Genomic DNA, 25178 nt, shown 5'->3' with positions numbered 1-25178 from the left:
ATAACGTTTTACCATTATAAAAGTTTCACTGAATTGTGGCTTTTTTTACAATCTAAACGAAATATACTTCGTCTCTAAATATTCCTCTATTCCTTGATAGCCACCTTCTCGGCCTAAACCACTTTCTTTAAAGCCGCCAAATGGTGCTTGTGTCGTTGAAGGTGCTCCATCGTTAACGCCGACAATACCGAATTCAAGAGATTCACTGATTCTAAACGCTCGACTCATATTTTCCGTAAACACATATGAAGCTAGCCCATAAGGTGAATGGTTCGCTCGCTTAATGACTTCATCCTCATCTGAAAATGTTGAAACAGGTACTAATGGGCCAAAAGTTTCTTCATTCATGCACAGCATGTCGTCATGGACGTTTGATAACACGGTTGGTTGGTAGTAATAACCTTCTCCATCAATGTGCTTTGCCCCACCAACTTCAACGACTGCTCCTTGTTGGACCGCTTCTTTTACATGTTTGTCGACTTTTTCCATAGCACTTTCATCTATTAATGGACCAATGTCTACGCCTTCTTCTAACCCATTACCGACTTTTAGAGTCTTCACCTCTTCATTTAAACGTTGCAAAAACTCTTCCTTAATTGATTCGTGCACATAAATTCGATTAGCACAAATACAAGTTTGCCCAGCATTACGGAATTTCGACTGAATAACACCTTTAACAGCCTTCTTTAAATCAGCATCTTCCATAACGATTACAGGCGCATGACCACCTAATTCGAGTGAGATCTTTTTCATCGTATCCGCTGCATCACGCATTAACACTTTGCCCACTTCAGTTGATCCAGTAAAAGTAAGCTTACGAACACGACTGTCTTCTGACCATGCTTTACCAATTTCACTAGAACTACCGACAACAATATTAATGACACCCTTTGGTATTCCAGCTTCTTCAGCTAGCTTGACTAGTTTAATTGCCGTCAGTGGTGTTTGAGTAGCTGGCTTTAATACGACTGTACAGCCTGCCGCGAGTGCCGGAGCAATTTTTCGTGTAATCATCGCAGCTGGAAAGTTCCACGGTGTGATCGCTGAAACGACACCTACTGGTTGTTTTTGAACAAATATTCTCTTTTTAGGATGAGATGGTGGGATAATATCGCCATAAACACGTTTGCCCTCTTCGGCATACCACTTAATAAAACTATTGGCATAACCTACTTCTCCTACCGCTTCTTTTAACGGTTTACCTTGTTCTTCGGTCATTAACCTTCCAATCGATTCTTTCTCTTGATCAATAAGAGCGTACCATTTCTCTAAATATTGAGCTCTTTTATCTGCTGTTAAAGATGACCAATTCGGTAAAGCCCCACTAGCCGCATCGACAGCTTTCAACGCTTCACCACGACCAACTTTCGGCACTTGAGCAATGACTTCATGGTTAGCTGGATTTACAACATCAATCTTTTCAAAACCTTCACCAATCCACTCTCCATTTATATAGAGCTCATGCAGTTGTGACAACTTCTCCACATTACTTCACCCTTTCTTCAAATTTTTATAACGTTCATGGATGTTATTTTTCTTATACGTTGGATGGGTAAACTCAAACAACTCTAATGAAAACGCCATGTACCGCTTATTAAACAGTTCCTCTAAATCGTTGGTAATCACTTCATACAACTCATCACAAAGGCGCTTCTTCTCTTCATCGGTTCGCCCTTTACCTAACTTTAAAGTCGCATGAACGAAAGCATCATCTTCTTGACCGTCTGCCACGACGTAATCTTTTAGTTCAATCGCTCGTGACCTTAAACCGCCGATTGGAATAATGTCGTCTTGCTTCAATAACGCTTGATTGACACTTCTTAATAGACTTGTAACATCCAAATCACCTTTCAAATTATCGGTGTACTCTAGTATAAAGTGTGGCACTTACTTCACCTCTTTTACTCACTTACAATCGTGTTGGTTAACCGGCCAACGCCTTCAACTTCAGTCATGACTTCATCGCCAACTTTAGTATCAACCGAGCCCTTAGGCGTTCCTGTTAAAATCATATCGCCATCATTTAAAGTCATAAAACTACTTAAATATTCGATTAGCTCTGGAATTCCTAAAATCATATCTTTCGTCGACCCCTCTTGTGTTTTCTCACCATTAACAAACGTTCTAAGCTGTAAGTTCATCGGGTCTTCAATATCCTCTTTTGAAACAAACCAAGGGCCTACTGGCGTACAACCATCTCTATTTTTCACCCTTAAATTAGGACGGAAATAGTTTTCGAGATAATCTCTAAACGCATAATCGTTCGCAACAGTATAGCCTTTCACATAGTCAAGCGCCTCTTCGTTTTTAATATTTTTACCTGACTTACCAATCACCACTGCAAGCTCACACTCGTAATGCATGAACTCAACATCTTCAGGTCTAACCGTCGTACCGCGGTGACCGGTAATTGTATTTTTACCTTTTAAAAAGACAAGTGGTTCTGGTAATGGACTTGTGAAAGATAACTCTTTCGCATGATCTGCGTAGTTTAAACCAAGTGTGAAGATCGTCTCTGTTTCTACGGGTGGCAACCATTCAACTTCGTGTTCTTCTACTAATCTGCCATCTTTTAGTTGTATCCTACCGTCTACTTCAGTTACATGATGTAACGTTGATTCGTATAACACTCTACCTTGCTTCATCAACAGCCACCTCACTTACGAAAACGTCATCTTCATGAACGACTCTGTTATTTAAACGTCCAACTTGTTCAATTTCAATACTAACTTGGTCGCCTTCTTTTGCTAAAGGTTGATTTTCTGGTACACCGATCAATAGGACATCTCCTTCATATAACGTCATAAATTCAGTTACTTCTGAAACGAGTTCAGGAATCGGGCGAATTAAATTGCCGGTGTAATTTTCCTGTTTTACTTCACCATTAACGGAAACTCTTATTGCTAGATTGTGAGGGTCACGGATCTCACCTTGGTTCACAACCCATGGACCTATAGGGCAAAAACCGTCTCTAGCTTTTTGTTTGATGGCTGGACGATAATAGCTTGATATAGGCAAACTAACATCATTCACAATCGTATAGCCTTTAATATAATCATAAGCATCTTCTGCTTTAACTTTCGTTGCTGTTTGGCCAACGACTAATCCTAAGGCTGCTCCAATTTGGACTTGCTCTTCTCCTTCTGGAAGTGGGATCGGGTTATGATGAGTGGAGAACGTATTGATCGGTTTAATGTACAATATAGGGGCTTGAGGTGGTTTTTGATAAGGTTTGTCATTCATTTCTGGTTTGAGTTGCTCATACTCACCTTTATAGTTTAAAAGTGTGCCATACAACGTCCCCGTAATCGGATTATCAAACTTTAATTGATCGACGTTATATTGCTTTTCATCTATTGTGATCTTTTGAAAATCGTCATGTAACGTACCTTCTTTTAGCTGTGAAAAGCCTTGAAGCTTAAAGTTAACGCGCGTCATCTATTTCACCTCTCATACAGATAAGCCGGCTATTAGCTAACCGGCTTCGTATTCGTTAAAAGATTATAATCGATTAAAGTTTGACGGATCACTTTTTGAACATCGTCTGTCGGTAAATCCATTGGCAGTCTTAACACAGGTTCAATTTTATCCATCATGCCTAAAGCTGCTTTAACAGGAGCTGGGTTTGTATCCATAAACAACACATCATTTAGTCGCATCAGTTCAAAGTGTAAGTTTTGTGCTCTTTCAACATCACCTGCAAACCATGCATCATGCATTTCTGCTACTTTTTTTGGCTCAACGTTTGCTGTTGCGCTAATTGAACCTGCACCACCGATCGCTAACATCGGATAGCATAATAGTTCAATTCCTGAGAATAATAGAAAGTCTTTTCCACAGTTTAATAACACACGATTAACGTGCTCGAAGTCTTTATTCGATTCTTTAACACCGATAATATTCGGGCAGTCTTTAGCTAATTGAGCTAGTGTTTCAACTTCTAAGTTTTTCGCTGTACGACCCGGAATGTTGTAAACAATAATTGGAATATCGACGGAATCTGCGACCGTTTTAAAATGTTTATAAAGTGCCTTTTGGTTCGGTTTATTATAGTAAGGAACAATAACCATTGCCGCATCAGCACCGATTTCTTGGGCTTTTTGAGTTAAATAAATCGTCTCATCGTGATTAGTTGAACCCGTACCTGGTGCAAATGGCACGCGGCCGTCGATCGTTCTTGCCGCATTTTCCATCACTTGAACACGCTCTTCAGTTGTCATAGAACTCGGCTCACCAGAAGTCCCTGTTACGGAAATACCATGTGTTCCATTAGCTAACTGAAACTCAATTAACTCAGATTGCTTGACGAAATCTATTTCATGGTCTGAATCAAAAGGGGTAATTACAGGTGTGATCGAACCTCTTAACTTTTGTTTAATTTCTTCGTACTGGTTAGACATTGCCATTCCTCCTATCAATCTTTTAAATCATGAACTGAGGCTTCGTCTTTTTAAGCTTCGGTTCACCTGTTTCAACTGGTTCTCCAGTGTGAACATCTAATACAATCGATGCTTCATCAAACCAACTGTCAGGTGCTTCGTGGCCCCAGAAAGTTTGACGTAATGGATCATTTAAATCCCATTTTACCGGTTTGAAATCAGGGTCACTCGTTAAATAATCACCATTATAAAGTTCAATACGATGACCGTCTGGATCTCTTAAGTATAAGAAGAAAGCATTCGACAAACCGTGTCGACCTGGTCCTCTTTCAATGTTTTTCGCATAACCCATCGACGCTAGTACGTCACAACCATCGATTAAACTCATCGGGTCTTTTAACCAAAAGCCAATATGGTGCAAACGTGGCCCATCACTATTCATAAACGCCACATCATGTACGCTCGGTTTTCGATGGAGCCAAGCTGCCCAAATGTTATCTTTGTCATCGACGGTATACTCTGAACACGCAAAGCCTAATTCGTTAATGTAGTAGTCATAGCTTTGTTGTACATCTTTTACAGCACAGTTAAAGTGGTCGATTCGTTGGACTTTCGCTCCTCTATACAAGTCATAACGTTGCAAGAGTCTATCAACAGAGTCCATCTCAGCATAAAATTCAACCGGTAAACCTTGTGGGTCTTGAATCCGAAACGCTCGCCCTAAAGCATGTTGAGAACCTTTTTCTAACCATTTAACTTTCGTACCTTCACTTTCAAAATGACCGGCCAATTGATCAAGGTCTTCATCTGAGTACACTTTATAACTGATCGCCTCGACGACTGGTTCGTCTTTTTCTTTTAGCAACAAACTATGATGGTTATGCTCTTCAAGCCCTCTTAAATAGACGCAGTCTGAATCAGATTCAGTGATGACAAACCCTAACGCTTCGTAAAACGCTTTAGATCGTTCTAAGTCAGTGACATGTAACACAGCACGACCGCAACGAATAATGTTGAAGTTCATAACGTTCAACTCCTCTCCATTTACTTACCTAACTGTGGAATATAATGATCTTTCATCGCCACGTGAATGATTTGCGTTTCAGTGTAAAATTCAAACGCATAAAATCCACCTTCGCGGCCGATTCCACTATGTTTTGAACCACCAAACGGTGTACGTAAATCGCGAACATTTTGCGAGTTCACCCACAACATGCCAGCATCGATCGCCTGAGCAACACGATGACCACGCTGCATATCTTTCGTCCATACATAACCTGCAAGACCGTAACGCACATCATTCGCTTTTTCGATTACTTCATCCTCATCTTTAAAAGTCATCACTGCGATCACTGGACCGAAAATTTCCTCTTGAACGACTCGCATATGCTGATCAGCATTTAATAACAATGTCGGGGGCACAAAATTACCACGACTATGTTCAGCAGGTACGTGACCACTATAAACTTCACAACCTTCTTGTTCCGCTAACTCTAAATAACCTTTGACATTGTCATAATGATTGCGGTGAACTAACGGACCGACTTGTGTATTTGGATCCATCGGGTCACCAACTCGAATTCGATCGACACGTTCCTTTAATTTCTTAATAAAATCATCAGCAATGTCTTCATGCAGGTAAACTCTCGAGTTAGCAGTACAACGCTCACCATTAAACGAGAATACTCCCCAAGTACACGCATCTAGCGCACGTTCGACATCAGCATCATCAAAAATAATAATTGGCGATTTTCCACCTAGCTCCATCGAGAATTGCTTTAATGCATCTGCACCGTTTTTCATAATTTCTGAACCTGTTGTCGTCTCACCTGTAAAAGAAATGAGTGGAACATCTGGGTGACGCACTAAGGCAGCACCCGCTGTCTCGCCATACCCGTGCACGACGTTAAAAACGCCATCTGGAAGTCCCGCTTCATTAATCACTTCCGCAATACGGTTAGCCGATAAAGGTGACCATTCAGCTGGTTTTAACACAACCGTGTTTCCTGTTGCTAAAGCCGGAGCAATCTTCCACGTTTCTAACATGAAAGGGGCATTCCAAGGTGTAATTAATCCCGCAACACCGACTGGTTTACGAACTGAGTAATTAATAAACTCATCATCAACTTGATACGCTTCACCATACAAATGACTTTTGACCATTTCGGCATAAAACCTAAAGTTTTTCGCAGAACGCGCAATCATTTTCCTCGTCTGACTAATTGGCAAGCCTGTATCATATGACTCTAAAACAGCAATTTCTTCACTATGCTCCTCGATTAAATCACCAATTTTATATACGTAATCAAGGCGTTCGTCTAACTTCATTTTTCCCCATTCACCGTGAAAAGCTCTTTTTGCAGCCGCCACTGCCGCGTCAATATCTGCCGCATCACCTGCAGCAATATGATTAATTGGCTCGTTCGTAAATGGGTTAATGTTTTCAAACGTTTCTTGACTGTTGGACTTAACAAATTCACCGTTAATATACAATGATATATCTTTTAACTTTTTCTGAGATGGCGCTTGAAACTGTGTCACAAGATCCTCTCCTTTTGCTATATTTTTTATGCTTGATAGACTACAATATCAACTTCAAAAAGAGGTGCTTAATAACAACACCTCACACTTTATACAGGTTGATAACTCCCATACTTACCGCCGAAAAAGGCAAGTGGATTGCCGTCAGTTAATTTAATCTCAAGCACTTCCCCAATAAATAACGTATGATCACCAACTTCATAAAATTCGATCACGTTACACACAACCGCCGTTAACGCATCACGAATAACTGGTATTCCACTAACAAAATCAAATTGAACGGCTGCTGGGTTTTCTTTCTGCCCAGCAAAATGCATCGACACATCCATCTGCTCATCAGATAAAATGCTAACTGCAAATTGTTGTGATTGTTTAATCTGGCTATACATTTTAGCGTTATGATCAATTGAGATCGTCACTAACTTAGGGTCTAATGAAACTGACATAAAAGCATTTGCCGTCATACCATGCGTTTCATCATCTACTTGTGTCGTAACAACGGTAACCCCAGTTGCAAACCGTCCCATCGCATCTCGGAAAATTCGACTATCCATATTTCGCCTCCTAACTCATTAAAGTTATACGTTCATCCCACTATTAATAGCACTTGGCTTAGTAATATTTTCTTGTTTTAAAAAGTCTTTCACGACATCTTTATATTTTTCTTTATCATACTGATCAAAGTAAGCCATTCCCATTTTAATCGGGTCTCCGAAGAAGTAATACTCATAGTGCGTTTGGCGACTACCGAAAGCACTCATCGTTAAATCCCAAGCTAAACGGAAAATTTGCACACGTTCAAAACCTTCAACATTCTTACCTTGCATAGCACGGTGCAAAATAGGACCAATCTCATCCGAGGCAAAGTCGTCATAAGATGGAATACCCATCATGCCTGATGCACCTAAAATTCTTAAAATCTCTGCTAAACGTGGATACACTCTTGGATACCAGTTTCTAGCCGCATTAAGTGCTTCAAAGTCTGGTGTCATCATGCCCCATTTGTCTAACTTCGCATTATGCTCTGCACGAAATAAGTGAGACTTCATATTTTCTAACGTCAACATCACTTCAGTTCCTTTGTCCTTAACATGCTGGAACCCGTCAATTCCGATCGAATCCATTAACGTTAGAACGACACCTAATAAAAACTCTGTCTTCGCAATGTCTTTAGCGACAACTTGGTGCGTCATATGAACAACCGCATTCGTCTCCGCAAAAGCTTGGTTACAAATCGTTGAGTTCTCTAAAATAAAGATTCGATCCCACGGCACTAATACGTGATCAAAGGCTACAATCGTATCGCCTTCTTCAAATTTAGAACCTAAAGGATGATCATAACTGTTCATACCATAATCAAATGATTCACGGCTAAGATAACGAAGTCCTGGCGTGTTATTCGGGATGGCAAATGCTAACGAATAGGGATCATCTTTTTCGCCTGCTTTCTTTACCGTTGACGGAAATACCATAATTTCATCAGTAATACCGCCTTGTGTCGCTAATAAGCGAACACCATCTACGATGACACCATCATCATTTTTCTCAACGACATGTAAAGCGACGTTGGCATCTTTTTGTTCTGCTTGGATCTTGGCGCGGTTAACTTGTGGGTGGATTAACGTGTGGGTTAAACTAATATCATTTTCTCTAGCATACTCTGCGTATTTACGAGCGTTTTCGGCAAACAGTGGATTGTCTTGACCGTAGAAATCGTAAGCCGCTTCCATCGTCATAACTTCTGCATTTAAGTAATCTGGAGAGCGTCCCATAACACCTTTCGTAAAGCTTTGCCATTCCATAATCGCTTCACGGCGTTCAATTAACTGATCAATCGTCTTCGGCAACATAAATGTTTTACCGACTTTGTCACCTGTTGTCGGTGAGTCATACAACATTTTCTCTGGCTTCTCATATTGCATGTCATAAAGCTTAGCCATTGATTGAATGACGTTTTTAAACGCTGGGTGTTCTGTCACATCATCAACACGCTCACCCCCAATGTAAACGTTGTTGTTAGCTCTTTTGAGACGTTCAATATACTCTGCACCTGTTTTTGCTGGCATTTTAATATAACCTCCTCAAATTTGTATGTACTTCCAAATCGCGCTTCACTTATTTTTCTTTATATTTTGAATATTAGCACGAATGCTGATACATTAATAATATAAGTTTTGTTATAAGACCATATAAAAAATGTATGGGAGCTGAGCTGATAAATGGACTTTAAACGATTGAAGTATTTTCATACGATCGCAACAGAAGGTCAAATTACGAAAGCAGCGAAAAAACTACACATCCAACAACCTCCCCTCAGTAAAAGCCTCAAAGACTTAGAAACCGAACTCGGTGTTACCCTATTTGACCGTCAATCTAGAAAACTCGTACTGACAGAAGCTGGAGAAGTTTTATATAAAAAAGTAGAATTACTCTTTTCACAAATTGATGATACAGTGACTGAAGTAAAAGATATTGAAGAAGGTTATCGTGGGCAACTTGCTGTTGGCTGTGTGAAAACATGCTTCTCATACATTCCTAAACGACTGAAACAGTTCAGATCGCAATATCCAGACGTTTCATTTCGGTTAAAAGAAGGTGACTCATACGCACTTGCTGAACACCTTCTCAACCACGAACTAGACTTTGCCATCATTCGCCTACCATTAGACTTACAAGCTTTCGAATCACGACCATTACGAGAAGAGAATTACGTCGCTGTTTTACCTCAAGAGTGGGAAGTGCCCAATTCAGAGTCGATTACTATGGAAGAACTATCAAACTTACCTCTCATGTTATTACATCGTATTAGTGGGGTTGGACAATATGAAGTTATTTTGGAGAAATTTAAAAAACATGACCTCACACCTAAGATCATACTAGATTGCCCAGATGTCGATATGATCATAGATTTAGTAAGGTCAGGTATAGGTGGAACCATCATCCCTGAGTCGACTTTTCAACATAAGGATTTAGATGGTGTTAAGATGCTGGCCATTGCTGATGAGAATATATATTCAGAGTCAGCATTAATATGGTTAAAAGACCGTTATTTAACTAAGAGTGCTAGGAGGTTTTTAGAGTTATTTGAGTGATTGCTTACGACTTGTTAGGGATTTTGTGCAATAAACAGTTGGGCGCTGTAATAAGTAGACATAATGTATACGGTTGAATACGTTAACTATCTTATGAATTACCAATAAATTTACGAATTAAACCGCAAAAAACGAGAAGAATTTCTCACCCTTTTACTAGTACACTGAATGCTATGAAAGGTGTGAGACTATGAACAATAAATCGATTGGATTATTTCAAGGGATTGCTTTGTACATTGCAGCTATTCTAGGATCAGGTGTCCTTTTTCTATCGGGAGCAACGGCCTCAATCGCAGGGCCTGCATCAATCGTATCTTGGCTTATCGTTATATTAATTAGTTTTCCGCTTGCTTATTCCTTTGCTAGTTTGGCACGAGAATTTCCTGATGCTGGTGGAACAGCAACCTTTGTTAGACGTTCTTTCGGATATCACCTTGGCAATATCGTTGGGTGGTTTTATTTCGTAACAGCAGCAGTCGGTCAAACAATCGTATCCTTAACCGGCGCTTTTTACGTCAGCCAGGCATTTGGATTCTCACATTTTGAGACAATGATCATTGCTGTCTTTATATTGGTAATTGCAGGTCTTTTCAATTTTTACGCGGTTAAAGTAAGTGGTAAAGTTGCATTAATTTTAAGTACTTTACTACTGATTCTCCTAGTATTAACTATAATTGTGTCACTTCCGAGAATACAGTGGGATCATTTCACACCCTTTGTTCCAAATGGCTGGTTTTCTCTCGGAACAGCAGTCACAATTATCTTTTGGTCTTTTTTCGGTTGGGAGGCAATCTGTAATTTAGCTTTGCAATTCAAAAGGCCAGAAAAGAATATAATCAAAGGGGCTATAGTTAGTGTAGTTGTTATTGGATTATTATTTTTGGCGCTAAGCTTTGTTACGATTGGAACAGCTACATATGGTAGTCAAGAAAGCAACCTATCTCCTATTAGTGTTATAATGGGAGATACACTAGGTATGGGTGCTAAAGCTGTCACGGCTGTCTTAGCTTTAATTATTTGTACAGGAACAGCAAACGCATTTATCGCCAGTCTTACTCAATTAGGATATTCACTAAGTAGGGATGGTGCTTTTCCGGAATTGTTTTCAAACCTACATACAACTACTCAAATTCCAAGACTGATGGTTCTGTTTGTTGTTTGTTTTTCAATAACAGGTGTTTTGGTGACGAAAGCTTTGTCGTTAGCATTCGATGACATTTTGTTTATACCGACTTCATTAGGGATTATAGTTTACCTTCTTTCAATGGCAGCAGGCATAAAATTGTTTAAGAAGAACACAATGGCGTGGTGGACATCACTTACGTCCTTCATTTTGTGTTTACTCGTGCTTCCTTTTTTCAATTTATATATTGTCGTTCCAATGATTGTGTCATCGTTATATATATTTTATATGATTTGGGGAAGAAGTATTTTCTTACAAAGGAGGTTTAAAAAGTCATGAGGGATCAAAATAATCTGTCCCAAAATGTTATGTGGGAAGCAACAATTTCATGTAATCCTGCATATGATGGGTTGTTTTTTTATGCAGTCAAGACGACAGGCATCTTTTGTCGACCTTCTTGTAAATCTAGAATCCCCAATCGTGAGAATGTATCCTTCTTTTCAAATACTGCTAATGCACATAAAGCGGGATATCGTCCATGTAAGAGATGTCGACCTGATTTGAAATCAACAAAAACTTATGACCCTCTTGAAATAGTTATAGAGGAAACGATGCAGATCATAGAAGAAAAGTATGGTCAAAAAATTCTCTTAGATGAATTAGCATCCATGGTAGGAATCAGCCCTTATCATTTAAACCGACTCTTCAAAAACAGAACTGGTAATACTCCTCGTATGCACTTAGAGAAGATTAGAGTTAAGAAAGCAAAAGAACTACTTTTAACGACTAATTTAAATAGTACAGAAATTAGTTTTAAAGTGGGTTATCAAAGTATTTCCAGTTTTTATCATGCCTTTAAACGAGGGACTGGGCTTTCTCCTGGTCAGTTCCAAGCTCAGTATGTTAAAAGATTGGCTAATGAGGATTGATTGGTTTTGTTTCTCTATATAAAAAACATTACCTCCCCCATCAATTAAACAGGGACCGAGCTTTCACCTAGTCAGTTTCAAGCTCAATATGTTAAAAGCTTAGCTTATGAGAATTACTTTAAGACTTATCTTTTCCACTGCTAACTCACTTTTTTGCTAGTTCATCACGGTCATGTGCCCGTGGTGGTTCTTCCATCCAACCATGTTTAATCATGATTTTAGCCCCGTCATCAGCGTATTTTAATATTTCTGATACTAATCTGCTATACATAACACCAATATCTCTTCTTGGACTCATGGACATACTTGCCCCGTAGTACCCTACGCTAAGTGCAATCAAACTTGTTACATAGAACATCATTTTTCTATCAGAAAAAGTGTACTCAGTAGAATCAGTTACCTCAGTACCCCAAGACATAGGACTCGGTAAATCGTTATCTTTTAAATATGAACCAAATATTTCACAATGCTTTTGTGCAATTTCCTTTCCTCTTAAGAGAAAATTTACCACATCTTCATTCTGTGCAACTTGACTATACCCTATCATAGTAGCACTTCCTAATGCATTTCTTTGAAAGTTGGAATATAAGTTGATGATTTCAGTACCTGTTAAAGGTCTTTTATCCCCAAAAAAGCCTGCCAAAAAACTTTTCCGTTTTACAAAATCATACGATTCAGGCTTTGGAAGATATGGTGACCTGATATACAGCCCCTTTGCCAATAATAGATCGTTAGTTTGTTTGATAAGATTATCTGATTCCTTTAAACACTGACTAAAAAAGCTATAAACATCTTCTCTTACCGCTAAAGGTAGAGCTGCGCTATATGCATTCAAACCAATCTTTCCCATATTATTAAGCAAATTTAAACAGTAAGTGTCAGAAAACAATTTTGGCGCATTCACATCAACGTCTTCATGTAATTTAAAGCCATGAGGAATAGGATAATTTTCTTGAGTAAATATCTCGCTTATTGTGTCTACATGTAACTGTGAAATGTCTAATGCATATTGAATAATAGATTTAACTTCCGTATCTTCTACTGTATTTAGGTAATATTTTAAATGGCAAATAGAAGCGCTATCATCCATATACGCAGCCCATAAATTGGTAATTTCACCTGATGTTAATTTAATGTTATTGTGTTGCGAAGAATCCATTTCTCTTCACTCCTTAATAATCACTATGTCTAATTTTCAGTTTAACCATTTTGTACCTCTTATATGTAGAGTGATTTTGATTTATTGGAATGAAAATAGAAAGAATTTTAGAAATAAATTAGAAAGGGACAGGAAGGGAATTATAATATAGAAAATACTTTAACCTTTAATGGGGCTGGTTTAAATAAACACTTTTTTACTCCTCTCCCCAAAATTAAAGATTGAAATTTAGGATTAAAATGATCAAGAGGCAAGAATGAATCTGATAACAAATGGTCAAATAGGCAATATGATTGTGTAAAGAACACTGTTTTTATATTTTTAAATCAATTTCTCAAAATAGAGAAACCTCGTAATCACTGCAATGTGCCGATGCGAGGGTTTCGTATATTTCAAGAATACATCAAAGTAAAACTATCTAAAAATTATCAAAGAATTTACACAGCTTTTATTTTTGATAATTCAACCATGGTTCTCCAACTACTAATAAAAGTAAACGGAAAAACTTAACCTCTGTCAAAGATGCTGTAAATGATAACCAAAAAGGAAAGTGTTTTTACTGTTTTGATGATACTTAATTCATGAGTAAAAAAAGCATCCCAATTCTAAACGTTACTACATACCATAAAATAACCGTATAAATAATTTTTCTACGTTTGGGAGGGCGGTATTTATTTATAAACAACAAGCAAGAATACCAGGGAACTGTCCACAGGGGTTTTCGGGTCGGTATACCGTAGTTCCAGGAGACACGTTTTATACCATTGCGCAGATGTTTAGGGTAAGAATAGAAGCGCTTGCAGTCAACAATCCCCATATTCCAAATCCTAATGTGTTATTTCCCGGGGACATCCTCTGCGTTCCAGGTTTAATCCCATATCCCTGCTGTACGTCTTTACAGCCCCGAATGAGTGTACCATTCGGTACAGGTGGTGTAGCATATGTAAATTTTGGTCCAAGAGGAGGTCAGGCTGTGAGCATTATGGTAACCTTACCACACCCTCGATTTTTCGGTAATTTTGACAAATATGCAGGTGAAATCGTCATTCACGGGACTGGCAGCTTTAGAAACCAGCTAATTGCTACTCCCGAAGACCCACCTACTTGGTCCTCCCGAATAGAACTTCCTACCGCTGCATCCGTTACGCTAAACTCACGTGTGTTAGTACGCCCTTTTAATTCGTTGACCGGCACTTCAGCTGCTCCTGTCTTAGAAGGTAAAATTCTTGTTGGAAAATGTCAATAACATTAATTAAGGCGCAAAAGGAGGAGCTGTACTTCTTCATGTGTCATTGAGAGGCAGCTCCTTGCATTGGTTTTCAGAATGCACCAAGTCTTTCAAAAAAAAGCTTTAGGATCAAAACTCACAGAGAGAATTAAATACGGACACTAACGTTTGAGGCGACTTTGAAGGAATATACCCATGTAGTTAAGGAATTGCGTACAGAAGATGAACTAGGAACTATGAAAAATTCGAGAAATGGCTGTGTAAAATTTGTGTCAAGCAGATTCATTTCAAATCGTTTTCTATCTTGGTCTAAAAAACTCACAAACATTGATTTATCGATGTTTATGAGCTATCTCAAAGTATTGAAATTAACGTAAATTATGTTAAAGATACCGGTGGTCGGGTTCGAACCGACACTCCAGAAGGAACACGATTTTGAGTCGTGCGCGTCTGCCAATTCCGCCACACCGGCATGTAAATAATATATTCATTTTCGCTCGCGAGAACAATTATAAATCAGCGACCATACTCAGGTCAACCTTTTATAGTTACACTATCAGTCATTCCCATTTCCGCTTCCAACCCTCAAAGTCACTTAAATCAATTAATTGCATTTCTCTCCTGTCACCATAAGCCATTTCTTGCACACTTTCCACATCACTTATATATTGCTCAGCTTCTTTACGAATCACTTCTGGTGCACTTTCATCGACATACATACCATTTTTCCCGAATCTTATATAAGGGGAAATCCGATCGTTTGGTGGGTCAATAGATGGCATGCGAATTATCCTCCTCTTGAATTGTATATAACCATTATAAATGATTTGATGAGAAATATTACAAAAATTTGAAACGTATTTTGTTATTAAATCGTTAATATATATTGAAGAGAAATACATAAAAGGGAGATGTTATGATGGATCCAATTTGGTATTTTGCTATTGCTTCGATCATTGCTGTTATTGGAATTGTTATTGTGTTTGGTCAGTTATCGAACAAGTTAGAAGACCAACTGAATCAAGGTGAAGTTTCATCTGATTTCACACAAAGATTAACAACCCAACTTCTTATTAGAGTGACGATTATTGAGATTGTACCGATTCTATTAATTGTTTTTGGCTTTATACAATTAACAGGTACAGAAAGTTCTGTTATCCCACTTGTTTTAACCTTAGTCGTGTTTGCCGTTGGGTTAATCAGATTACTTTCTAAAAGAGATCTACTTAAACACTCGAACATTGACAAACGAACTAAGGTCTTTTACCAATCCACACAAAAGACAGCTATGATGCTTGCCGCTTCATTTCCAATCGTAACGATTGTTGCGTTTATGATGTAAGGTTATGCTTTTGTCGAAATATTTCAATTTATAAGTATTTACTTCTTAATTCAAATTATGTAAAATATTGATAGAATAGTTGGAAGGTGGTGAAATGAATGAGGAAAAAGATATTAACAGGCATTGTTAGTGTGACAGCTTTATCTTTTTTAACTATTGGTAGCGTAGCTGCTAGTAGCGCAATTACAGCTTCGAGTTGTCCACCTGGTCAACCTTCAGAAAACTGCCTAGAACGTCCATAGTACTAGTATTTTTATAAGAAAAGCACCCAACTAAGGGTGCTTTCTCTTACAATTCATCAAACCCATTATCATCCGAAACTTTAGTATACTGCCTCGATTTTTGCTCGAAGAAATCAGACTTTCCTTCATCGACTTCTTTGTAAGCTTTGATCCATTTAAGTGGGTTTTCTGTCACTTCAGGGAACGGAACTGGTGCGCCCATTAATTTACAACGTTTGTTTGCTGTATGTTGGATGTATTGCTCTAGTTCGTCCATGTTGATCCCATCAATTTTGTTACCAATAATATGTTCGCCCCACTTCACTTCAAGTTCTGTCGCTTCTCTAAACGTCTCTGTCACAAACTGAAGGTTTTCCTCTGTATTAAGTTCAGGGTTTTCATTCAACGTTTCTTTGAAAATGTGTGCAAATAAATTAACGTGTAACAGCTCATCACGGTTAATATAATTAATCATCGTGCTCGTTGAAACCATCTTTTGATTGCGGGCTAAGTTGTAGAAGAACGCAAAGCCCGCGTAGAAAAACAGACCTTCTAGCACGACATCATAGACCACAGATTCAATAAAAGCTTGTGGTGATTTTTCTTTAACGAATCGTTCATAACCATCAGCGATAAATTGGTTACGTTCTATTAAAATTTCATCGTGTTTCCAGTACTCAAAAATCTCATCTTGTTCACCCTTTTCAACGAGTGATGATAACACATATGAATAAGACTGATTATGCACAACTTCTTGGAACGACAGCACTTGCATTAACGCAGCCAAACTTGAATCAGTTAAGTAATCAGCCACTTTTGCGGAATAGTCTGTTTGAACTGAATCTAAAAAGGCTAGCAGTCCAATGATTTTCTTAAACGACTCGCGCTCAGCATCTGTTAACTCTGCCCACTGCTTTTGGTCACTCGACATATTGATCTCAAACGGTGTCCAAAAGTTAGCTAGCATGTTTTTATACATCGGATATGCCCATTTAAATCTCACATCATCCCAGTTTAAGACGTTGGAACTTTCTCCGTTAATAATGCCGGTCGATGCGTTCGGGGCATGAATGTCATATAGCTTTCTTTCACGCATTGTTTCGTTCATTTTAATCCTCCTTATGACTCACAGCTTTCACAATCTTCTATGTCAGATGACGTTGACCTCGTATAGTAAGTCGTCTTAAATCCTGACTTCCACGCTGATAAGTGTAAATCCAACAACTCTTTTGCTTTAATCGTGTTTCTGACGTAAAAGTTAAACGAGATCGATTGGTCGATATGTTTCTGGCGTTTTGCATTTTGCTTAATCGTCCACGCATGATCGATGTCATAAGCTGACTTATAATACCAGAACGTCTTAGGACTTAAATCAGGTGCTGTTACTGGAATTTTGTAATCTTTCTTTTCCTCTGAATAAAACTTTTTAAAGATCGGATCAATACTAGCCGTACTTCCAGCAATAATACTTGTGCTTGAGTTTGGTGCTACAGCCATTAAGTATCCATTTCTCAGGCCATGCTCGTGCACGTCCTCTTTCAGTTGATCCCACTTATCACCTTCATACCCTTTTTCATCGAAATAGCTACCATCGTGCCATTTAGAGCCTTTAAACAATGGATAAGGACACTTCTCTTTCGCCAGCTCCATACTCGACTTAATCGTTAAGAAAGCTACTTTTTCATATAGCTGATCAGCAAATTCAACTGCTTCATCTGATTCCCACGCTATTTCTTTAAGTGCAAGTAAATGGTGATAACCAAACGTACCTAACCCGACTGCACGGTATTTTTGATTCGTTAATTGTGCTTGCAGAACCGGAATAGTATTCAGATCGATCACATTATCAAGCATTCTAACTTGAATCGGAATTAAACGTTCTAGAACATCATCTGGCACAGCTTTTCCTAAATTAATACTTGATAGATTACAAACGACGAAGTCACCTGGACTTTTCGTAACGACAATCTTACCATCTTCTGTATACTGCTCTTCTACTGTTGTCGCACTTTGATTTTGCATAATTTCAGTACATAGATTAGAACAGTAGATCATCCCTTGATGTGAATTCGGGTTCTGTCGATTTGCCTCATCACGATAAAACATATAAGGTGTGCCAGTCTCAAGCTGACCAACCATAATCCTTTTCATAATATCAATCGCTGGTACTTTCTCTTTTGATAAATCAGGATTAAGAACACACGCTTCATACTTTTCTCGAAATGATCCTTCACCTTGTTTTTCATCATAATAGTCTTCTAAACTAAAGCCCATCACCTCTCGCACTTCATGAGGGTCAAATAAATACCAGTCTTCACGCGCTTCAACTTTTTCCATAAATAGATCTGGTAGTGATACGCCTGTAAACAAATCGTGAGTGCGTTGGCGTTCATCACCATTGTTCAACTTCGCATCTAAAAACTTAAAAATATCTTGATGCCATACATCTAAATATACGGCAATGGCACCTTGTCTTTGGCCTAGTTGATCGACACTAACTGCTGTATTATTAAGCTGCTTCATCCACGGCATCACACCACTTGAAACACCTTTAAAGCCTTTAATGGAACTGCCATGTGAACGAATTTTCCCTAAATAAACACCAATTCCGCCACCATTTTTCGACAAGTTAGCAATGTCAGTATTCGAATCATAAATGCCTTGTAAACTATCATCCACCGTATCGATAAAACAACTTGATAGCTGGCCGTATGATTTCCCTGCGTTTGATAACGTCGGTGTCGCTACCGTCATATATAGATTACTTAATGCCCAATAAGCTTCTTCTACTAATTGAAGACGTTTTTCTTTCGGTTCATTAACCATTAACATCATCGCAATCGTTAGGAAACGCTCTTGCGGCAGTTCATAGTAATGACCTTCATGATCTTTTGCTAAATAACGATCAGCTAACGTTCTTAAACCAATATAGGTAAAGAAGTGATCGCGCTCTGGCACGATAAAAGATTCCGCTTCATCAATTTCACCTTTAGTATATTGATTTAAAATTTCACCGCTGTAAATGTTTTGTGTAGACAATATATTTAACAATTCATAGTAAGAACCATACTTAGTTGTTCCGACATAACCACGGTTAGTCGCAGCTTCTTTATATAACTTCTTTAAATAAATATTGGCACTAACGTAAGTCCAACCTGGCTCTTGTGGGCTTATATTTTCTAAACCTCTCAATAACAATTCATTCGTAATCTGTTCAGGGGTTAATTCATCTTTACTTTGTACAGCTTTCATAACTTTTTCTTCAAAGTTCGCAACAGTTAAATGCTCGTATCCTTTTGTTACTTCACTAATAAAAGAGCTAAGCCGCTCCTTTGAAAAAGTGTCCTTTCCTCCATCTGTTACAACGAGAGTTACCTGTTCTGTGATCGTCGTCATAAAATCCTCCTTAAAATAAAAAAATTCGCCTCCATCGGGGGAAGCGAATAAAACGACTTATTAATATACGTTGGTTTATACCAATATGTATCACGAGTCGTTTCATTCTCTTATCACCCCGAAGAAAATGTAACTTAGCTCATGTAGACAGGTCTCCTGACTTACGCTTCACCCTACTCTGGACCTTCCCTTATAAGTAGCAAACACTTAGCTTATAAAGTGGTCTTCCATTTCGTCCACGTTTACAGTTGCGGGGGCAGTTTTGGCCTGTTCACCAAATTCCCTTTTAAGCCTTTCAAAAGGCATCCACACAAGCAAAAATACAATATATAGTTTTATGAAATGCAATAACATCAATATATTGATGTTAAATATTAGTATAGAAGATTAATCAATAAAAAACAAGGACTTTCTATTAAACTATTTTTAATGTAACAGAAAATCCTCTGTCTATAAACAGAGGATTCTCAACATAATTATTATCCTTTTATAGCACCTTCAGTCATTCCTTTAGTAATTCGACGTTGGAAAATCGAGTATAAGATAATGACTGGGACAATCGCGAATACTAAGCTGGCAAATAGTACTCCCCAAGCATTCGTGTACTGCGCCTCATTGCTAATGAAGTCGATTGCTAGTGCTAGTGTATAGTTTTCACTAGACTGTAAGAAAATGAGGGCCATAAAATACTCATTCCAAAACTGAATCGCATTCATAATTGTAACGGTAATAATCCCTGACATCGTTAAAGGTGTGACAATCTTCCAAAGCACCCCATATGGAGACATACCATCTATAGCAGCTGACTCTTCTAGTGATTTAGGAATTGTTCCCATAAAGCTCGTTAATACAAAGATTGTAAATGGCAATTGTGAAATGGCATAAACAATGGCTAGACCAAATATATTATCTAGCATATTAAACTGAGCGAGTAAGAAGAAGAGTGGGATCCAGCCTAAAACCATCGGGATCATCATAGCTGAAATGTATAGCGTAAATAATAATTGGCTTCCTTTAAAGCGTATACGTTCTAGCGCATATGCGGTAGGAATCGCAAGAACTAAGCATAAGATTGCACCAACTGCTGTTACTATTAAACTATTAAATACACTCGTATCAATGTTATAATCCGTCCATGCTGTTACGAAATTATCAAAGTTAAACTGTTCAGGGAACCCCCATGGATTGGCATAAATTTCTGCGTTCGTTTTAAATGCTCCTAAAAACATCCAAAAGATTGGATAAAGTACCGCTAAAGTCCATAAAAATAACGGCAACCTAATCCCTGACCTAACGAGCATTTCACCGACTGTTCTTTTCATTGCGACTCCCCCCCTTTAGTACTCAACTTTTTCTCTTCTAAGTAAGAATTGTAATAGGATTACAGTAATTAGAGAGATGACTAGAATCATAACACCAATTGTAGCACCGTAACCGAAGTTATACTGATTGAACGCCTGCTGGTATAAATATGACCCCATGACGTGTGTTGAATTGTTCGGGCCACCACCAGTCATAACTTGAACAATAATAAAGGAACCATTCAATGTCGTAATAACGATATATAAAATGGAGATTTTAATCTGTGGCCAAATTAACGGGAGCGTGACATGCCAAAACTGCTGCCACTCATTTGCTCCATCAATTCTTGCAGCCTCATAGTTACTTTTAGAAATATTAGCTATACCTCCCATTAATAGAAGCATAAATAAGCCAATACCTGCCCAAATGGATGGTAAAACTAAACTCGGTAATGCCCAAGTCTCACTTCCTAGCCAAGGTCTAGTCCAATTCTCTAAACCGACCGCTTCCAACCCTGAGTTCACTAAGCCTAAATTCGGGTTGTAAATAAACGTCCATAAAATACCGATTACGACAACCGACATAATATTAGGAAAGAAGAAGACAATTCTATAAAATGGCGCTTCTTTAATTTTTAACTGAGTTAACGCTACAGCTATAAATAGTGCCATAATCATAATCCCAATAACCTTAGTTATAACTAAAAAGTAGTCATGCCAAATTGTAGCCGGAATTATATCATCGTTAAAAAGTCTAGTATAATTATCAAATCCGACAAACTCTCTCGTTTGAGAAGACCCCGACCATTCAAAAAATGAATAATAAAGTCCACTAAACAACGGATATAATGTAAAAATGCTAAACATAATAAAGGTTGGAATTAGACAAAACGCTAAAAATAAATATTTTTGTTTTTTACTCTGTACCATACAATCACTCTTTTCGTATGTCAGGTTTTTGACCAAGCTTACTTATATGTATTTTTCGGCAAATACTTTATGAGAGAATTTATACGAACTTCAGCATTTAATAAATGTATGGAATGTAGACGTTGCTACATTCCATACACAGCTACTTTTATTCACCGCGGTAATCCGCAGCAGCTTCCTCTGCTTCTTCAATAAATTCTTCAGCTGTTAGATTTCCTAGTAATAATGACACTAATGAATCACTTAAAGGCGTCTCTAGATCTGCACTCATCGGATGAGGCATGTAATAAATTTGTACTTGATCTGGATCATTAATCATGTCGTTAGCTTGAATTAAATATTCAGGAACATTAGGGTTATTAGATAAATCTACATCTTCTAAGTTCATAATCGCACCTGTATGCTCTGAGAAAAGTTCTGCATATTCACGAGAATATACAAACTCAACAAACGCTTTAGCTGCTTCTGGATTCGCTGCTTCCTCAGCAATAGCTAAAGGTCTTAAGTCAGGAACGATTGCCATTGGTTCTCCTTCAGGGTTCATCGGTGAAGGAATAAAACCATATTGGAAGTCTTCTGGTGTGTCACCTGCCATTTCGTTTGGTAACCAGAATCCAACTGGAATAAACGCATTATCATGAAGTAAGAAATTCATTTGAGATTGTGTATGGTTTAAAGCACCTAAACCTGAATCAACATAACCTGCTTCAACCATCTCTTGAACATTTTCCATAATTTCTACAGCTTCATCAGTTTCCCACGCACCGTCTTCACCTTGGATAATGTCAGCTAATAGCTCATTACCACCATGTGCTGCAAATGCAGGGTATAGCATACCTCTAGAGAAGTAATAAGGGTGCTGACCAGTAGTTACGAAAGGTTCAATTCCTTCGTTATCTTGAATATCACCCATTGTACTCATAAAGCTGTTAAAATCAGAAGGTACTTCATAACCATGCTCATCAAAACGAGCCATGTCATACCATGTTCCCCAAGCATCAAATACTAATGGCAAGCTATATAGTTCACCATCATAAGTTGAAGGTTCAGCTATAAAGCTATCTAAAAGCGGAGAACCGTCTTCTAGTTCAACACCTTCTGCCCATTCAGTTAAATTCATTAACTGACCATCTTCTACCATTTGAGTTTCACTTGAACCTGCACCATCGATATAAACTACATCAGGTGGATTTCCTGAAACCCAACGCGATCTCATCTCTTCGTTTATATTCGCACCAGCGTGTTCAACAACTTCTACACCTGGGTATTCAGCTTCAAAGTCTTCAATGACTTCTTTCCACCATGAATCACCATATCCACCAACAAAGTATTGGATTTCTAACTCGCCACTAACTTCACCATCAGTAGCTTCTTCATCACTCGAACCATTGTCATCAGTTGTTTCTTCTTCATCAGGCTCACCATCATCAACAGGAGCTTCGTCTGGAGCACAACCAATGGCAAAGATTATAAACAACACTGTCATTAATACTAATAAGTATTGACCTTTGAACATATTGTTCAATGTTTCCTCCCCCTTTTAAACTTATTATTATATGAATCGCACCAATAGAGATGTAAAGCTATTAATGCGTATTCTACTAATAAAACTAACTTAACTGCTTAGCATAATTAATTGCTTCTCGAACATAACCATTACACTTTAAAATTGACTTCTGTGCCTCTTCATATGTAACACCACTTTTAATCATGACGATCGCTGGCTTAACTTCATTGTTAGTTGCCGCTAGAGCTTGGTCGGCTTCCTCATAAGACACATTTGTTATTTCCATAATAATTCTTCTAGCACGGTTTTTAAGCTTATAATTACTAGCTTGAACATCAACCATTAAGTTTTCATATACTTTTCCTAGTTTGATCATAGTTGTCGTACTAATCATATTCAGTACCATTTTGTGAGCAGTTGCAGCTTTCATTCTCGTTGAACCAGTTAATACTTCAGGTCCTACCACCACTTCTATTGCTTGGTCAGCATATTCACTAATTAATGAATTTTTATTACATGTAAGTGATACTGTATAAGCTTTAGTCTTTCGTGCAGCTTTTAATGCACCAATTGGATACGGTGTACGACCACTAGCGGTTATACCAATCACGACATCATCTTCGTTAACACCTTTTTCCGTAATGTCTTTTATCCCTTGCTCTTCGTTATCTTCAGAACCTTCCACAGCTTGAAAGAATGCATTGATGCCACCAGCCATTAAAGTTTGAACTTTTTCAGGAGGAGTCATGAATGTTGGAGGACATTCTGATGAATCTAAAAACCCTAACCGTCCACTTGTTCCTGCACCAACATACAATAAACGCCCTCCACGAGCGAGACGCTTATATACATTTTCTACAACTTCATTTATGGAAGGAATAACATCACTGACTGCCTTTTCAACTTTTTGATCTTCTCGATGAATCGTTTGCAAAATTTCATAAGTATTAAGCTGATCTAAGTTCATGCTATTTTCATTTCTTTGTTCTGTAAGTAGTTTAGATAAATCCATCAGTTAGATCTCCTTAGCCCTATAGTAAAACGCTTTCAAAAATCTTCAATAAACTTTGCTGAAAATTTATAATAATTATAACTTTATTAATTTTTTATGTCAAACATATCTTTTATTTATAAAATAATATTTCAAAACAGGCATAAAAAAAGTTGATAAACTATTGTTTACCAACTTGAGATTATGTATTTAAGATTTTATGGAGGCGGCAACCGGATTTGAACCGGTGATAAAGGTTTTGCAGACCTCTGCCTTACCACTTGGCTATGCCGCCATCAATATACTGTATGATTGATATACGGTGCATGTGAATGGAGCGGAAGACGGGATTCGAACCCGCGACCCCCACCTTGGCAAGGTGGTGTTCTACCGCTGAACTACTTCCGCATATGGCTGGGCCATCAGGATTCGAACCTGAGAATCACGAGACCAAAACCCGTTGCCTTACCGCTTGGCTATGGCCCAAAAAAAGGGCGACCGGTGGGAATCGAACCCACGAATGCCGGAGCCACAATCCGGTGCGTTAACCCCTTCGCCACGACCGCCATATAAAAATGGCAGGGGTAGTAGGAATCGAACCCACATCAAAGGTTTTGGAGACCTTCGTTTTACCATTAAACTATACCCCTACGTTTTAAATTGTAAAAATGGTGGAGGGGGACGGATTCGAACCGCCGAACCCAAAGGGAGCGGATTTACAGTCCGCCGCGTTTGGCCAACTTCGCTACCCCTCCATTTTGAAAATGGTGGCTCGGGACGGAATCGAACCGCCGACACACGGATTTTCAGTCCGTTGCTCTACCGACTGAGCTACCGAGCCATTAGATAGTAAATATGTATTAATTTGAAATGGCGGTCCGGACGGGACTCGAACCCGCGACCTCCTGCGTGACAGGCAGGCATTCTAACCAACTGAACTACCGGACCTTTTGGTTGCGGGGGCAGGATTTGAACCTACGACCTCCGGGTTATGAGCCCGACGAGCTACCAGACTGCTCCACCCCGCGATGTTGACTGC

Annotated in this window: 22 protein-coding genes, 10 tRNA genes, 1 pseudogene and 1 riboswitch; of the genes and pseudogenes, 6 read left to right on the top strand and 27 right to left on the bottom strand. The window is 38.5% G+C overall.

The window, feature by feature from the left end:
• Positions 1-45: 45 nt before the first annotated feature.
• From AHA02nite_RS14205 to hpaB, 9 genes are all read right to left on the bottom strand, one after another.
• Positions 46-1485, bottom strand: coding sequence for an NAD-dependent succinate-semialdehyde dehydrogenase (locus AHA02nite_RS14205; protein WP_146818433.1), 1440 nt, complete (start codon positions 1483-1485; stop codon positions 46-48).
• Positions 1486-1491: 6 nt separating this feature from the next.
• Entirely contained in the window at positions 1492-1887 is a 396-nt protein-coding gene (locus tag AHA02nite_RS14200; protein ID WP_146818431.1) for a 5-carboxymethyl-2-hydroxymuconate Delta-isomerase, read from the bottom strand.
• Positions 1888-1901: 14 nt separating this feature from the next.
• Positions 1902-2645, bottom strand: a complete 744-nt coding sequence (locus AHA02nite_RS14195) for a fumarylacetoacetate hydrolase family protein (RefSeq protein WP_146818429.1) — start codon at positions 2643-2645, stop codon at positions 1902-1904.
• A complete protein-coding gene (locus AHA02nite_RS14190; protein WP_146818427.1) occupies positions 2632-3438 on the bottom strand; it encodes a fumarylacetoacetate hydrolase family protein in 807 nt (268 codons plus the stop codon). Before AHA02nite_RS14190 ends, AHA02nite_RS14195 begins: the two co-directional genes overlap by 14 nt.
• Before the next feature lie 32 nt (positions 3439-3470).
• Positions 3471-4400: a 2,4-dihydroxyhept-2-ene-1,7-dioic acid aldolase gene (gene hpaI, locus AHA02nite_RS14185; RefSeq protein WP_146818425.1), complete on the bottom strand. Its 930-nt coding sequence runs from the start codon at positions 4398-4400 to the stop codon at positions 3471-3473.
• Between the two features lie 22 nt (positions 4401-4422).
• Complete coding sequence (gene hpaD, locus AHA02nite_RS14180) at positions 4423-5403, bottom strand: 3,4-dihydroxyphenylacetate 2,3-dioxygenase (protein ID WP_146818423.1); 981 nt, start codon at positions 5401-5403, stop codon at positions 4423-4425.
• A gap of 20 nt (positions 5404-5423) precedes the next feature.
• The gene (gene hpaE, locus AHA02nite_RS14175) at positions 5424-6920 is read right to left on the bottom strand and encodes a 5-carboxymethyl-2-hydroxymuconate semialdehyde dehydrogenase (RefSeq protein WP_146818421.1); all 1497 of its coding nucleotides are present in this window, start codon (positions 6918-6920) and stop codon (positions 5424-5426) included.
• Between the two features lie 89 nt (positions 6921-7009).
• Positions 7010-7474, bottom strand: a complete 465-nt coding sequence (locus AHA02nite_RS14170) for a flavin reductase family protein (RefSeq protein ID WP_146818419.1) — start codon at positions 7472-7474, stop codon at positions 7010-7012.
• 24 nt (positions 7475-7498) lie between these two features.
• The gene (gene hpaB / locus AHA02nite_RS14165) at positions 7499-8986 is read right to left on the bottom strand and encodes a 4-hydroxyphenylacetate 3-monooxygenase, oxygenase component (RefSeq protein ID WP_146818417.1); all 1488 of its coding nucleotides are present in this window, start codon (positions 8984-8986) and stop codon (positions 7499-7501) included.
• 153 nt (positions 8987-9139) lie between these two features.
• Here hpaB and AHA02nite_RS14160 point away from each other — a divergent pair, with 153 nt between their 5' ends.
• From AHA02nite_RS14160 to AHA02nite_RS14150, 3 genes and pseudogenes are all read left to right on the top strand, one after another.
• On the top strand, positions 9140-10012 hold the full coding sequence (locus tag AHA02nite_RS14160; RefSeq protein WP_146818415.1) for a LysR family transcriptional regulator: 873 nt from the start codon (positions 9140-9142) through the stop codon (positions 10010-10012).
• 190 nt (positions 10013-10202) lie between these two features.
• A pseudogene (locus AHA02nite_RS14155) lies at positions 10203-11487 on the top strand (APC family permease).
• Entirely contained in the window at positions 11471-12064 is a 594-nt protein-coding gene (locus AHA02nite_RS14150; RefSeq protein ID WP_146818411.1) for a bifunctional transcriptional activator/DNA repair enzyme AdaA, read from the top strand. Before AHA02nite_RS14155 ends, AHA02nite_RS14150 begins: the two are co-directional and overlap by 17 nt.
• Before the next feature lie 145 nt (positions 12065-12209).
• Here the strand turns inward: AHA02nite_RS14150 and AHA02nite_RS14145 are convergent, their stop codons facing one another.
• Positions 12210-13223 carry a DUF3231 family protein gene (locus AHA02nite_RS14145; RefSeq protein ID WP_146818409.1) on the bottom strand — a complete coding sequence of 338 codons (1014 nt, stop codon included), beginning with the start codon at positions 13221-13223 and terminating at the stop codon, positions 12210-12212.
• A gap of 973 nt (positions 13224-14196) precedes the next feature.
• On the opposite strand from AHA02nite_RS14145, the gene AHA02nite_RS15335 reads away from it, so the two are divergent.
• Positions 14197-14469 (top strand): hypothetical protein, encoded by a 273-nt coding sequence (locus AHA02nite_RS15335; protein WP_246118873.1) that lies wholly within the window; start codon positions 14197-14199, stop codon positions 14467-14469.
• Between the two features lie 372 nt (positions 14470-14841).
• Here the strand turns inward: AHA02nite_RS15335 and AHA02nite_RS14135 are convergent.
• Both AHA02nite_RS14135 and AHA02nite_RS14130 read right to left on the bottom strand, forming a co-directional pair.
• Positions 14842-14923, bottom strand: a tRNA-Leu gene (locus AHA02nite_RS14135).
• Positions 14924-15011: 88 nt separating this feature from the next.
• Positions 15012-15233: a hypothetical protein gene (locus tag AHA02nite_RS14130; RefSeq protein ID WP_146818405.1), complete on the bottom strand. Its 222-nt coding sequence runs from the start codon at positions 15231-15233 to the stop codon at positions 15012-15014.
• Positions 15234-15370: 137 nt separating this feature from the next.
• Between AHA02nite_RS14130 and AHA02nite_RS14125 the strand changes: the two genes are divergently transcribed.
• Positions 15371-15793, top strand: coding sequence for a hypothetical protein (locus AHA02nite_RS14125; RefSeq protein WP_146818403.1), 423 nt, complete (start codon positions 15371-15373; stop codon positions 15791-15793).
• A 98-nt stretch (positions 15794-15891) separates the two neighbouring features.
• On the top strand, positions 15892-16035 hold the full coding sequence (locus AHA02nite_RS15190) for a hypothetical protein (RefSeq protein WP_170236117.1): 144 nt from the start codon (positions 15892-15894) through the stop codon (positions 16033-16035).
• Positions 16036-16081: 46 nt separating this feature from the next.
• On the opposite strand, the gene AHA02nite_RS14120 is transcribed toward AHA02nite_RS15190, so the two are convergent.
• The 15 genes from AHA02nite_RS14120 to AHA02nite_RS14050 all read right to left on the bottom strand — a co-directional run bounded on the left by AHA02nite_RS14120 (position 16082) and on the right by AHA02nite_RS14050 (position 25167).
• Entirely contained in the window at positions 16082-17122 is a 1041-nt protein-coding gene (locus AHA02nite_RS14120; RefSeq protein ID WP_146818401.1) for a ribonucleotide-diphosphate reductase subunit beta, read from the bottom strand.
• A gap of 11 nt (positions 17123-17133) precedes the next feature.
• Positions 17134-19410: a ribonucleoside-diphosphate reductase subunit alpha gene (locus AHA02nite_RS14115; RefSeq protein WP_146818399.1), complete on the bottom strand. Its 2277-nt coding sequence runs from the start codon at positions 19408-19410 to the stop codon at positions 17134-17136.
• Between the two features lie 129 nt (positions 19411-19539).
• Positions 19540-19735, bottom strand: a riboswitch (cobalamin riboswitch).
• A 154-nt stretch (positions 19736-19889) separates the two neighbouring features.
• Positions 19890-20732, bottom strand: a complete 843-nt coding sequence (locus tag AHA02nite_RS14110) for a carbohydrate ABC transporter permease (protein WP_146818397.1) — start codon at positions 20730-20732, stop codon at positions 19890-19892.
• A 15-nt stretch (positions 20733-20747) separates the two neighbouring features.
• Positions 20748-21641: a carbohydrate ABC transporter permease gene (locus AHA02nite_RS14105; RefSeq protein ID WP_146818395.1), complete on the bottom strand. Its 894-nt coding sequence runs from the start codon at positions 21639-21641 to the stop codon at positions 20748-20750.
• A gap of 148 nt (positions 21642-21789) precedes the next feature.
• Entirely contained in the window at positions 21790-23157 is a 1368-nt protein-coding gene (locus AHA02nite_RS14100; RefSeq protein ID WP_146818502.1) for an ABC transporter substrate-binding protein, read from the bottom strand.
• Between the two features lie 94 nt (positions 23158-23251).
• Positions 23252-24160, bottom strand: a complete 909-nt coding sequence (gene murQ / locus AHA02nite_RS14095; RefSeq protein WP_146818393.1) for an N-acetylmuramic acid 6-phosphate etherase — start codon at positions 24158-24160, stop codon at positions 23252-23254.
• Between the two features lie 200 nt (positions 24161-24360).
• A tRNA-Cys gene (locus AHA02nite_RS14090) sits at positions 24361-24434 on the bottom strand.
• Between the two features lie 38 nt (positions 24435-24472).
• Positions 24473-24547 (bottom strand) — tRNA-Gly (locus AHA02nite_RS14085).
• A 3-nt stretch (positions 24548-24550) separates the two neighbouring features.
• Positions 24551-24625 (bottom strand) — tRNA-Gln (locus AHA02nite_RS14080).
• Between the two features lie 7 nt (positions 24626-24632).
• A tRNA-His gene (locus AHA02nite_RS14075) sits at positions 24633-24705 on the bottom strand.
• Between the two features lie 10 nt (positions 24706-24715).
• Positions 24716-24789 (bottom strand) — tRNA-Trp (locus AHA02nite_RS14070).
• Between the two features lie 19 nt (positions 24790-24808).
• Positions 24809-24894: transfer RNA gene (locus AHA02nite_RS14065), tRNA-Tyr, on the bottom strand.
• A gap of 10 nt (positions 24895-24904) precedes the next feature.
• Positions 24905-24980, bottom strand: a tRNA-Phe gene (locus tag AHA02nite_RS14060).
• A 30-nt stretch (positions 24981-25010) separates the two neighbouring features.
• A tRNA-Asp gene (locus tag AHA02nite_RS14055) sits at positions 25011-25087 on the bottom strand.
• 3 nt (positions 25088-25090) lie between these two features.
• A tRNA-Met gene (locus AHA02nite_RS14050) sits at positions 25091-25167 on the bottom strand.
• Between the last annotated feature and the right edge of the window lie 11 nt (positions 25168-25178).

The sequence above is a fragment of the Alkalibacillus haloalkaliphilus genome (genome assembly GCF_007991275.1).
Taxonomy (GTDB): domain Bacteria; phylum Bacillota; class Bacilli; order Bacillales; family Alkalibacillaceae; genus Alkalibacillus; species Alkalibacillus haloalkaliphilus.
This window is presented reverse-complemented; position numbering and strand designations above follow the sequence as displayed.